The 11,670-nt window shown below is 61.7% G+C and carries 8 protein-coding genes; 6 read left to right on the top strand and 2 right to left on the bottom strand.

Annotated features, from left to right (window positions below; translation table 11 throughout):
• Positions 1-102: 102 nt before the first annotated feature.
• Positions 103-717, bottom strand: coding sequence for a Crp/Fnr family transcriptional regulator (locus BLS51_RS16505; protein WP_090183570.1), 615 nt, complete (start codon positions 715-717; stop codon positions 103-105).
• Positions 718-991: 274 nt separating this feature from the next.
• Here BLS51_RS16505 and BLS51_RS16500 point away from each other — a divergent pair, with 274 nt between their 5' ends.
• Positions 992-2,206, top strand: a complete 1,215-nt coding sequence (locus BLS51_RS16500) for a hypothetical protein (RefSeq protein ID WP_229207575.1) — start codon at positions 992-994, stop codon at positions 2,204-2,206.
• Here BLS51_RS16500 and BLS51_RS16495 read toward each other — a convergent pair.
• Complete coding sequence (locus BLS51_RS16495) at positions 2,178-3,320, bottom strand: GNAT family N-acetyltransferase (RefSeq protein WP_229207576.1); 1,143 nt, start codon at positions 3,318-3,320, stop codon at positions 2,178-2,180. The two genes, BLS51_RS16500 and BLS51_RS16495, sit on opposite strands and share 29 nt — an antisense overlap.
• Positions 3,321-3,414: 94 nt before the next feature.
• On the opposite strand from BLS51_RS16495, the gene BLS51_RS16490 reads away from it, so the two are divergent.
• The 5 genes from BLS51_RS16490 to BLS51_RS16470 all read left to right on the top strand — a co-directional run bounded on the left by BLS51_RS16490 (position 3,415) and on the right by BLS51_RS16470 (position 11,421).
• Positions 3,415-5,469, top strand: a complete 2,055-nt coding sequence (locus tag BLS51_RS16490) for an NAD(+) synthase (protein ID WP_090183575.1) — start codon at positions 3,415-3,417, stop codon at positions 5,467-5,469.
• 115 nt (positions 5,470-5,584) lie between these two features.
• On the top strand, positions 5,585-5,923 hold the full coding sequence (locus tag BLS51_RS16485; RefSeq protein ID WP_019922031.1) for a P-II family nitrogen regulator: 339 nt from the start codon (positions 5,585-5,587) through the stop codon (positions 5,921-5,923).
• A gap of 161 nt (positions 5,924-6,084) precedes the next feature.
• Positions 6,085-7,491 carry an aryl-sulfate sulfotransferase gene (locus BLS51_RS16480; RefSeq protein ID WP_090183577.1) on the top strand — a complete coding sequence of 469 codons (1,407 nt, stop codon included), beginning with the start codon at positions 6,085-6,087 and terminating at the stop codon, positions 7,489-7,491.
• Between the two features lie 87 nt (positions 7,492-7,578).
• Positions 7,579-9,990 carry a TonB-dependent receptor gene (locus BLS51_RS16475; protein WP_090183581.1) on the top strand — a complete coding sequence of 804 codons (2,412 nt, stop codon included), beginning with the start codon at positions 7,579-7,581 and terminating at the stop codon, positions 9,988-9,990.
• 15 nt (positions 9,991-10,005) lie between these two features.
• The gene (locus BLS51_RS16470) at positions 10,006-11,421 is read left to right on the top strand and encodes a sulfatase family protein (protein WP_090183583.1); all 1,416 of its coding nucleotides are present in this window, start codon (positions 10,006-10,008) and stop codon (positions 11,419-11,421) included.
• The last annotated feature ends 249 nt before the right edge of the window (positions 11,422-11,670 follow it).

The following is an 11,670-nucleotide window of genomic DNA, read 5'->3' as shown; positions in this document are numbered from 1 at the left end:
TCAAGGTAATGAAACGGATGGCCTATGGCTACCGCGACTCCGACTTCTTTTTCCTGAAGATCAAAGCCGCGTTTCCCGGTAATCCGTGAAGAGCCTTTTTTATTACGTCTGACGCGCGGTGTCGACCGCTTCCGCAGCTTCCGTGGCGCTGGCTTCGGCCTCGCGGCGCAGGCGCGACATATACTGCGGCGTGATGCCCAGGTAGGACGCGATCGCGCGTTGCGAAATGCGCGCTTCCAGGCCGGGATACTCTTCGCGGAAGGCCGCCAGGCGCTCCTGCGCCGAGGTCTCGCCGCTGTTGTAGGCGCGCTGGGCCAGCGTTTGCAGACCGTGCATGGCGATGTTCAGATGGTAGTTCTGCATCACCTCGTTTTGCGCGCGCAGCTCGCAAGCCAGTTTCCAGTCCAGCGTAAAGCCGTGGATAGGCGTTTCCGCGATCAGGAACTGCACGGCGGGCTGGCCGGTTTCGCCGTTGATCAGGTCGGTCAGGGTAGTGGCCGACTCACCCTCACGGTAGAAGCGCAGCGTCACTTCGACGCCGTCGCGGTTGAAGAAACCGCTGCGCGCCACGCCGCTGGCCAGCCAGTGCACCTGCGTAGCCGGCACGCCGGCACGCTGCAGGTACTCACCTTTGCGCACGTGGAATGGTTTGGCGATGGTCGCCAGAATGTTGGTGACGTTGGTGTACGCCTCTTCGCTGACGTCGATCCGCTTCATCGTGGCGGATTTGAACCGACTACGTTGTTTTATAAAATCTGCATTCATACTGTTTTGCCACGTCCTAGAAAACTTTCCAAGGGGGCCAAAGTATAGCCTCGACGGAAATTACTGTGAAGAAAACTGGATTCATACTTAAACCAGGGAGATGTGCATACCGTTATTCTACCGTATAAGGGTTTCCCTGATGTATGTTCATCCAGCGGGTCAATCGAACGCGGCTCATCTGATGTCTTGCCTTACAATAATGCCCCCTAATCAGAACGAGGGACTTATGTCTGAGAAGAATGCAAGCACCACGGGTGCGGCAATGGCGGCGTTGATGCTGCTATCGGGCGGTGTGGCGGCGGCTGATACGGCTGATACACCGTGGAATCTGGGCGGCGCGGTCCGCTTTAATTACGAACACAAGAGCTGGCAGGACGAGTATCCGCGCGGTTTCTTTGGTCTGGATACCGCACGTCTGGATCTCAAGTACGACGATGGCACGCTGATCGGTTCAGCGCAATACCGCTACAACCGCTTCCCGAAGGGGCAGGGTGGCTACTGGCAGCACTTCCTGCAACATGGCTGGGTCGGCATGCGCTTTGCCGACAAGAGTACGCTGCATGTCGGCCTCGATAAAAACATGTTCGGCCTGGCGCCGTTCACTTCCAATAACTACTACGAATCGATTGCCTTCTACGCTGGATTTGAGGACAAGTTTGATCTCGGCCTCACTTACGCCAGCAAGCCCGGGCCGGTCGAATGGCAAGTCGGCTTCTATCCGCGTGACGGCGGCTCATATGGCGGCGGCAGCAATACCGCTGGCGCGTCCAACCGCTACTCTTACAACATCGTTCCGGATGACGACCAGCAAGGCTATGGCACTGGTCAGCGCGACCATGAGCGCAATACGATGATTGGCCGCGTCGCCGCCTTTCTGGATGATACGCGGCGCAATGAAGTCGGCTTCTCCGCGCTGACCGGCACGATTCGCAACGATACACGCAGCGCTGGCCGCGATACGCGCCGCAACGCCGTGGCGGTGCACTATCGTGGCGGCGCCGGGCCGTGGAATGTGGCGCTGGAGGCGCTGCGCTACAACTATAAAACCAGCCACAGCGCCAGCCAGACCTACGGCGGACTCGATCCGAACAGTTTTGTGATGCTGGGCGGTTTCGGTTATCCGTATCCGGTGGCGTCCAAAGGCGATATTTATATCGCCAACGTCAGCTACGACTTGCCGGGCAGGCTGGGGCCGTTCAAGGATTTCAAGCTATACAACGACTACAGCATGCTGCGCAAGCGCGTCAGCAATTACAAGAACTCGGTGCAGAATGTCAGTGGCCTGAGTTTTTCGGCCGGAAAATGGCTGTTCTACGCCGACTTCATGTGGGGCAAGCACCACCCGTATCTGTCACCGGATGGCGGCGGCCTGGCGTCGACCGCCAGCCAGCATGACGGCTTTACGCGTCGTATCAATCTGCAGGCTGGCTATTACTTTTAAACGGCGCGTGCTCTGACAACTCGTCGATGTAATCATTCATGGCGGCGGTTTCCTGCGACAGGAAATCGGCGATTGCATCGGCGAAGCGCTCATCGGCAATCCAGTGGGCTGACCAGGTGGGCGTCGGCACCAGCCCGCGCGACATCTTGTGGACGCCTTGGGCGCCGCCTTCAAAACTGGCGATGCCGTGCTGGATGCAGTAGTCGATCGCCTGCACATAGCAGGCTTCAAAGTGGAGGCCCGAGACGAACTCGGTCGTGCCCCAGTAGCGGCCATACATCACGTTGCCGCCGACCAAGTTTAATGCCACCGCCACCGGCTGGTCGCCGCGCTTGGCCAGCACGATCATCAGGCTGTCGGGCACGTCGGCCAGCAGGCGCTGGAAAAACGCCAGCGACAGATACGGCTTCGAGAAATGCGCCTGGTAGGTCGACACATAGCAACTGTAGAAGAAACGCAGCACCCCGTCGCTGATGGCGCTGCCGGCCAAGTGCTCGAAGTGGATGCCGGCATCGGCCACGCGGCGGCGGTCCTGGCGCAGTTTCTTGCGCTTGTCCATTTTCATGGTGGCGAGGAAGGCGTCGAAATCGGCGTAATCGTGATTTTCCCAATGGAATTGCACGCCTTCGCGCAGCATGTAGCCGGCGTCGGCCAGCGCCTGTTTGTCCTGCTCGTCGGGGAACAGGATATGCAGCGACGACGTTTCCAGCTGCTGCGCCACCTGCAGGGCGGCGCGCGCCAGCAGTTGCCGGTCTTCGGCATTGCGCGCCAGCAGGCGGCTGCCGGTCACCGGCGTGAACGGCACCGCCGACAGCAATTTCGGATAGTACGGTATGCCGTGGCGATGGAAGGCATCGGCCCAGGCGTGGTCGAACACGTATTCGCCACGGCTGTGTTCCTTCAGGTAGAGCGGCATGGCGGCGTGCAGTTCGCCGTCGCGTTGCAGGATCAGGTAGCGCGGACTCCAGCCGGTGCGCGGCGACGCGCATTCTGTTTCGTGCAGCGCGTGCAGGAAAGCGTAGCTGAGAGTGGGATTGTCGCCGGCCAGCGCCTGCCATTGCGCCGGGTCGATCTCTGCCAATGAGTCGATGATCGTAAACTCTGCTGCTGCCACACTGCCTCCATGCTTGATGAGCTGCCAGTCTAGCGCATGCGGGCGAGCTTTGCCCGTGCGATAATCGGATTTTGCCAACGCCGGAAGACTTGACATGGCCAACAACTTCTTCAATCTGTACACCCACGATTTCGCCCGCGTCGCCATTGCCGCGCCGGTGTGCCGCATTGCCGATCCCGCCTATAACGCTGAGCAGACCATCCTGCTGGCCGAACAAGCCGCTGCGCAAGGCGCGGCGCTGGTGGCGTTTCCTGAACTGGGCCTGTCGGCCTACACCTGTGACGACCTGTTCCACCAGCGCGCGCTGCTGGACGGTGTGCTGGATGGCCTGGCCGCGATTCTGGACGCTTCGCTGCAATGGAAGATGGCGATTGTGGTCGGTGCGCCGCTGCGCGTCGAGCATCAGCTGTACAACTGCGCGGTGGTGATCGCCAACGGCCAGATCCAGGGCGTGGTGCCGAAGAGCTATCTGCCCAACTACGGCGAGTTCTACGAAGCGCGCCAGTTCAGCAGCGCCGACTACGCCACCGCCACGGAAATTGACCTGCTCGGCGAACGCGTGCAATTCGGCTCGGGCTTGCTGTTTGAAGTGGGCGACCTGCCGCTGTTCAAGTTTCACGTCGAGATCTGCGAAGACGTGTGGGTACCGGTGCCGCCGTCGTCGTTTGCGGCGCTGGCCGGCGCCACGGTGCTGGTCAATCTGTCGGCCTCGAATGCGCTGGTCGGAAAGTCCAATTACCGCAACCAGCTGGTGGGCCAGCAATCGGCACGCTGCATCGCCGCTTATCTGTACACCTCGGCCGGCGGCGGCGAGTCCAGCACCGACATGGCCTGGGATGGCCAGGGCGTGATCTACGAAAACGGCGAGTTGCTGGCGGAACCGAAACGCTTCATCGACGAGCCGACGCTGACCTTCGCCGACATCGACCTGGAACGCCTGTCGCGCGAGCGCATGCGCATGAACACGTTCGCGCAATCGGTGCAGCGCCATGCGGCCGAAGTGGGCAAGTTCCGCACCGTGTTCTTCCACCTGGAGATGGAGCGCGATCAGCCGCTGGCGCTGAAACGCTGCGTCGAACGCTTCCCGTATGTGCCGGCCGACGCGCGCCGTCGCGACGAGCGCTGCAACGAGGTCTACAACATCCAGGTGCAGGCGCTGGCGCAGCGCCTGGTCACCAGCGGCTTGAAGAAGGTGGTGATCGGCGTGTCCGGCGGACTCGATTCGACGCATGCCTTGCTGGTCTGCGCGCGTGTGATGGACAAGCTGAATCTGCCGCGCACCAACATCCTGGCCTACACCATGCCCGGCTTTGCCACCAGCGAGCGCACCTTGAAGCAGGCGCACGCGCTGATGAAACTGGTGGGCTGTTCGGCACAGGAAATCGACATCCGCCCAAGCTGCATCCAGATGCTGAAAGACCTGAACCATCCGTATGCGGAAGGCCAGGCGCAGTACGACATCACGTTTGAAAACGTGCAGGCCGGCGAACGCACCAATCACCTGTTCCGCCTGGCGAATCACCACGGTGGCCTGGTGATCGGTACCGGCGACCTGAGCGAGCTGGCGCTGGGCTGGTGCACCTACGGCGTCGGCGATCACATGTCGCACTACAACGTCAACGCCAGCGTGCCGAAGACGCTGATTTCGCACCTGGTGCGCTGGGTGGCTGAATCCGGCGTCATTGGCCGCAACGATGCGCAGGTGCTGCTGGATATCCTCGGCACCGAAATCAGTCCCGAACTGGTGCCCGGCACCGCCGGCGGCCAGCCGGAGCAGCGCACCGAAAGCACCATCGGCCCTTATGAACTGCAGGACTTCAATCTGTACTACGTGCTGCGCTTCGGCTTCAATCCCTCCAAGGTGGCGTTCCTGTCGCACACCGCGTGGAAGGACAAGGAACAGGGCCGCTGGCCGGATGGCGATCACGTCACGCGCAACCAGTACGACCTGGCAGCGATCAAGAAGAATCTCGGCATCTTCCTCGACCGCTTTTTCCGTACCAGCCAGTTCAAGCGCAGCTGCGTGCCGAATGCACCGAAGGTGGGTAGCGGCGGTTCGCTGTCGCCGCGCGGCGACTGGCGCGCGCCAAGTGACGCCCAAAGCGTTGTTTGGATGGAAGAACTGCGCTCCATTCCGGTGCAAGAATAAAGAATCCTCAAGAATAAGCTTATGTGCATGGACAGCACGCTACGGTCGATTACAATAGAACCAAAGCATGCAGTCAGCTGCGCCCGGATTTTCGATTTGGATATAAGGAGAAGTCATGAAACAGATTACCGCAGTGATCAAGCCGTTCAAGCTGGACGAGGTACGTGAAGCGCTGGCCGAGGTCAACGTCACCGGCCTGACCGTCACCGAGGTCAAGGGCTTCGGTCGCCAGAAGGGCCATACCGAGCTGTATCGCGGTGCTGAATACGTGGTCGACTTCCTGCCGAAAGTCAAAGTGGAAGTGGTGGTGGATGACGGCGTGGCCGAGCAAGTGGTGGACGCCATCATCAAGGCTGCGCGCACCGGCAAGATCGGCGACGGCAAAATCTTCGTGCAGAACGTCGAGCAGGTGATCCGCATCCGCACCGGCGAGACTGGCCCGGACGCAGTGTAAACCTGTTTCAGCTTTATTCGGAATGCCGGCCTTGCCGGCATTTTTTTTGTCCTGCACCGATTAAGGCAGTTTTTGCATATTCTTTATTGGTTATATTAGTTCGAGATTTCTAGGTGAATCCGTAATATAGACACACTGTCTACATTTCAAGAGATCGCCTCATGACCAAGAAGATCGCCGCCCTGTGCCTGTTGTCCATCGCCGCCAACCTGGGCGCTGCGCCCAGCGTTTATCCCACCGGTGTTACCCGCTACGACACCGCCACCGCGTACAACAGCTACGTGATCTTCAGCGGCCAGGACAAGAAAACCCATCTGATCGACATGAATGGCAACGAGGTCCACAGCTGGAACGCCGAAGGCTTCCCGCCGGTGTTGCTCGATCCGGCGTTGACCGGCGGGAAGCGCGGCAACGTGCTGCTGCAACTGGCCAGCGCGCCCGGCACTTTCAACCAGGGCAATGGCCTGAACAACCAGGCGATCGGTGAGCTGGACTGGAACAGCAACGTGGTCTGGCAGTGGGGCGCGGCCAGCAGCGCGCAGGATGCCTACGCCGCGCCGGTCGAAGGCAAGGCTAATGCGCAAGTGCCTGGCGGCAGCGCCAAGCAGCACCATGACTGGCGCCGCCTGAAGAACGGCAACACGCTGGTGCTGGCCAACCTGGTGCATCCGGTCAAGGGTTTCAGCGCGCCGCAGGTGCTGGACGACGTGATCTACGAAGTCAACAAGCAGGGCGACATCGTGTGGCAGTGGGTGGCGTCCGAGCATCTGAACGAATTCGGTTTTTCGGCGGCCTCGCTGAAGCTGGTGAGGGAGGGGGCGTCGCCACGCGGCAAGGGCGTGCCGTTTGACTATCTGCACATCAACAATATGTCGGTGCTGGGACCAAACAAATGGCATGACGGCGGCGATCAGCGCTTCCATCCGGATAACATCCTGATCGATTCGCGCGAAGCCAACTTCATCGTCATCATCGATAAGCAGACTGGCAAGGTGGTGTGGAACCTGGGGCCGGATTATCCGGAGCAGGCACGCGGCCCGCGTGTGCTGCCGCGCCCGGTCGACCAGATCGTCGGCCAGCATGATGCGCACCTGATCGAGCAGGGCTTGCCGGGCGCCGGCAATATCCTGGTGTTCGATAACCAGGGCGAGGCTGGCTATCCGCGTGTCAGCGTTGGCGTGCAGCCGCGCTCGCGGGTGCTGGAAATCGATCCGATCAACAAGCAGGTTGTATGGGAATACACGGGCAGCGATTCCAACGGGCCGGACTGGGGCTTTTACAGCTCCTTCATCAGCAGCGCCCGCCGTCTGCCGAACGGGAATACCTTGATCGATGAGGGCATGAACGGCCGCATCTTCCAGGTGACTGCGAAAGGCGACATCGCCTGGGAATACATCAGCCCTTACTTCGCGCCGACGCCAGTGGCTGGCGCGGGCAAGCCGGTGCTGAGCAATTGGTTGTATCGCGCCCAGCCGGTGCCTTACAGCTGGGTGCCGGAAGGCACGCCACGCTCTGAAAAAGCGGTGATCCCGCCCGAGCCAGGCAAGTTTCGCATAGCCACTCAATAACCGCGTCCTCACTCACACAACAACGCGCCGGCCCGCATGCCGGCGTGCGGGACTCCTTACACCTTTCTCAGAACGAAAGCCCTGATCATGCAACAGAAAAAACTCGCCGTCGCCGTCGCCACGGCTTATGGACTCGCCTTTGCCTGCGTGCCGTCGGCACAGGCGCAGAATGCGGCCCTGCTGGCGGTGGCCGGCATCTCCGATACCGCCGTGGAAGCCAGTGCCGCCGCGCCGACCGCCGTTGTGGCCGCCGCCGCAGCCAGCGGTGAGGCCGCGCAGGAAGGCGCCGCCAATGCCGCCGCCGCCGCCGCTGCCGATGTTGCGCAAGTGATTGCCAGCGTGACCGTCTCCACCCGTCGCCGCAATGAAACCTCGCAAAGCGTGCCAACCACCATGAGTGTGCTGGACGACAAATCGCTGGAGAACAACCGCGTGTACCGCGTGCAGGACTTGCAGCAACTGCTGCCCAGCACCACGGTCAACTTTGTCCATGCGCGCCAGCTGAGCTTTGCCGTGCGCGGCCTGGGCAACAACACCGCCAGCGATGGCCTGGAGGGCAGCGTCGGCCTGTACCTGGATAACGTCTATCTGGCGCGGCCTGGCATGGCCGCGTTCGACGCGCTGGATGTACAGCAGCTGGAGTTGCTGCGCGGCCCGCAAGGCACGCTGTTCGGCAAGAACACCACCGCCGGCGTGCTGAACATCACCACCAGGCAGCCGACTTTCCGCAGCGAGAACACGGCATCGCTGTCGCTCGGCCAGGACAAGTACGCGCAGGGCAAGGCCAGCGTCTCGGGGGCGTTTTCGGATACGCTGGCCGGCCGCCTGTCGGTCTACAAGACGCATGAAGGCGGCTACATCACCAACCTCTACAACGGCAAGAAGGTGCAGGGCGGCGACCGCCAGGGCGTGCGCGCGCAATTGTTGTTCGAGCCGGACGCCAAGCTGAGCGCCCGCATCATCGCCGACTACAACGAGGAAGACTCGAACAACGGCACCATGGTGTTCTACAGCGCCGGCCCGAGCGGCCGCTGGCTGACGCAGGCCGCCGCCATCGGCGCGCGGGTGACGACCGATCCGGGCAAGTACCAGGTCAACCTGGACAGCGGCTCGCATGTCAGCGTGCATCAGGGCGGCCTGTCGGCCGAGGCCAACTACAAGCTGGACAACGACTACAAGTTCACCTCGATCAGCGCCTTCCGCTTCTGGAACTTCACGCCGCGCAATGACGATGGCCTGGATAAGCCGGTGACACTCAATGTCGGTGCGCTGACGCGCCACCGTCAGTTCACGCAGGAGCTGCGCCTGGCCACGCCGCAGGGACGCGAGCTGGAGTCGGTGGTGGGCGCGTATTACTACTATCAGAATCTGGACAACACCAATTTCAGCGTCAACGGCCCGCTGGCCGACCAGTTCAACGGCACGCCGAACAACGCCTGGAACAACGTCAGCAGCCTGGCCGATGGCCACCTGCGCGTCAACAGCTACGCGCTGTTCGGCCAGTCGATCTGGCACATCGATCCGCAATGGGACCTGACCGCCGGCCTGCGCGCGACCTATGAAGACAAGCGCGCCTACGAGATCCGCTACGCGCCGACCGGCGGCGCCAGCGTCACCGGCGCCGCGCTGGCTTCGCGCAACGCCCGCTATGGTGCTTTCAACTCCGGCGAAATCAATCTGAACAACCTCAGCCCGTCCGGCCTGCTGACGCTGGCCTACAAGATCGACACCGATGTGCTGGGCTTCGCCAGCCTGTCGCACGGCGAGAAATCCGGTGGCATCAACCTGACCGTGCCGGGTGCGGCAGGCATCGCCTCGCTGAAGGTGAATAACGAGAAGGCCAACAACTTCGAGCTGGGCATCAAGAGCAATCTGTGGGAACGCCGCGCGCAGATCAACGCCAGCGTGTTTGCCAACGTGGTGCACGGTTACCAGAACAACGCCTATGACCCGACCACGCAGTCGCAATACCTGACCAACGCCGGCAATGTGCGCAGCCGTGGCGTCGAACTGGAGACGACTTTCCTGGTGGCGCGCGGCTTCACGCTGGGCGCGAACGGCGCCTTCAACGATGTGAAGTACCTGAAATACACCAACGCGCCATGCCCGCCTGAAATCAGCGCCACCTCGTGCAACCTGTCCGGTCGCAACGCGCTGGTCAACGCGCCGCGCTGGACCGGCAGCCTGAACGCACAGTACGCGCATGCTGTGGCCGAAGGCGTGGAAGCCTACTTCAACGCCAACACTTCCTACCGCACCGAGGTGTACGGCACCCTGGACGCGTCGAAGTATTCCAGGATTCCCGCTTACGCGCTGACCAACCTGTCGGCCGGCGCGCGCTTCAAGGCCGGCGGCGCCAAGTGGGATGTGTCGCTGTGGGCCAAGAACGCCTTCGACAAGCTGTACTACACCAGCCTGTGGAACACCAGCTTTGGCGCGTACAACGCCATCATCGGCACGCCGCGTACCGTGGGCCTGACCGCCCGCGCAGATTTCTAAAAGGAGACATACAGCATGACGAATAACACCCGCCGCCGCATCCTTCAATCGCTGCCTGCGCTGGCGCTGGCCAACTATCTGCCATCCGCGACGGCGGCCGGCAATGATCAGCCCAACATCATCTTCATTCTGGCCGACGACCTTGGCCACGCCGACCTTGGCGTCTACGGCCAGACCGATTTCAAGACGCCGCATCTGGACCGGCTGGCGGCGCAAGGCATCCGCTTCAACCAGGCCTACGCCAACTCGGCGGTATGCTCGGCAACGCGCTTCGCGCTGATTACCGGCCGCTACCAGTATCGCCTGCGCGGCGGGCTGGAGGAACCGATTGCCGGTGCCTCCGACACGCTGGGCCTGCCGCCATCGCACCCGACGCTGCCGTCGCTGCTGAAGAAGCAGGGCTACGGCACGGCGCTGATCGGCAAGTGGCACCTGGGTTATCTGCCAACGTTCGGCCCGCTGAAAAGCGGTTATGACAGCTTCTTCGGCAACTACGGCGGCGCCATCGACTACTTCACCCACAAGCCGGGCGTCGGCCCGAATGTGAAGGAAGACCTGTATGAAGGCGAAGTGCCGGTGCAGCAGATCGGCTATTACACCGACCTGCTGGGTGCACGCGCGGTCGAATTCGTCAACAGGCAGCAGCCCGGCAAGCCCTTCCTGCTGTCCTTGCACTACACCGCGCCGCACTGGCCGTGGGAGGGGCCGGGCGACGAGGAGATTTCGCGCAACATCGACAACATCTTCCATTACGATGGCGGCGACCTGGCCACCTACGGCCGCATGGTTGAATCGCTGGATGCGTCGATCGGCCGTGTGCTGGCGGCGCTGGAGAAGAAGGGGCTGGCCGACAACACCATCGTCATCTTCACCAGCGACAACGGCGGCGAGCGCTTCTCGAAGACCTGGCCGCTGACCGGCCAGAAGACCGAATTGCTGGAAGGCGGCATCCGTGTGCCGGCCATCCTGCGCTGGCCGGCCAAGGTGAAGGCAGGGCAGGTGAGCGAACAGGTGGCGATCTCGATGGACTGGCTGCCGACCCTGCTGGCGGCTGCCGGCGGCACGCCCGATCCATCCTATCCGGCGGATGGCGCCAACCTGTTGCCCATCGTGCTGGGCCGGTCGTCCAATACTGAGCGCACGCTGCTGTGGCGCTACAAGGCCAACGCCCAGCGGGCGATTCGCGCGGGTAACTGGAAGTATCTGAAAATCGGCAAGAATGAGTTTCTGTTCGACGTGGTCAAGGATCAGCGCGAGCGTGCCAACCTGGCCAAGCGCCACCCGGAAGTGTTTGGCAAGCTGAAAGCACAATGGGAAGATTGGAACAAGCAGATGCTGCCGATCACAGCCGATGTCCGCACCCACGGCGTCAGCGGCGCGGTGCAGGCGGACCGCTATGGCGTGCCGGCCGGCGGTAGCGTCGCCGACTGAGTTGCTGTTTCGATACATGCACCATGCCGGCCTTGCCGGCATTTTTTTTGCTGTGATTTGATGGTGGAAGCGCTACCGGATTTCGTCGGAAGCGCAGCCAGCTCAGCAAACTTTATTTAAATCGCGGTTCCACCATGGTTTTATTCTGTTGACCGTTATTTAGTGAATCCAGTTAAACAGCGTCCTTTTGCCGCAACTATTTGTTCGGCGGCCGCATTAATGTTAGCGTGCCTTACCGGCACCTGATGC

Source organism: Duganella sp. OV510, assembly GCF_900100205.1.
In the GTDB taxonomy this organism is placed as follows: Bacteria; Pseudomonadota; Gammaproteobacteria; order Burkholderiales; family Burkholderiaceae_D; genus Rugamonas.
The sequence above is the reverse complement of the archived record's forward strand: the minus strand, read 5'-3'. Positions and strand labels throughout refer to the sequence as shown.

Coding starts and splice junctions, on each gene's coding strand:
- BLS51_RS16470 (WP_090183583.1), top strand. CDS start 10,006: ATGACGAATAACACCCGCCGCCGCATCCTTCAATCGCTGCCTGCGCTG.
- BLS51_RS16500 (WP_229207575.1), top strand. CDS start 992: ATGTCTGAGAAGAATGCAAGCACCACGGGTGCGGCAATGGCGGCGTTG.
- BLS51_RS16475 (WP_090183581.1), top strand. CDS start 7,579: ATGCAACAGAAAAAACTCGCCGTCGCCGTCGCCACGGCTTATGGACTC.
- BLS51_RS16490 (WP_090183575.1), top strand. CDS start 3,415: ATGGCCAACAACTTCTTCAATCTGTACACCCACGATTTCGCCCGCGTC.
- BLS51_RS16485 (WP_019922031.1), top strand. CDS start 5,585: ATGAAACAGATTACCGCAGTGATCAAGCCGTTCAAGCTGGACGAGGTA.
- BLS51_RS16480 (WP_090183577.1), top strand. CDS start 6,085: ATGACCAAGAAGATCGCCGCCCTGTGCCTGTTGTCCATCGCCGCCAAC.
- BLS51_RS16505 (WP_090183570.1), bottom strand. CDS start 717: ATGAAGCGGATCGACGTCAGCGAAGAGGCGTACACCAACGTCACCAAC.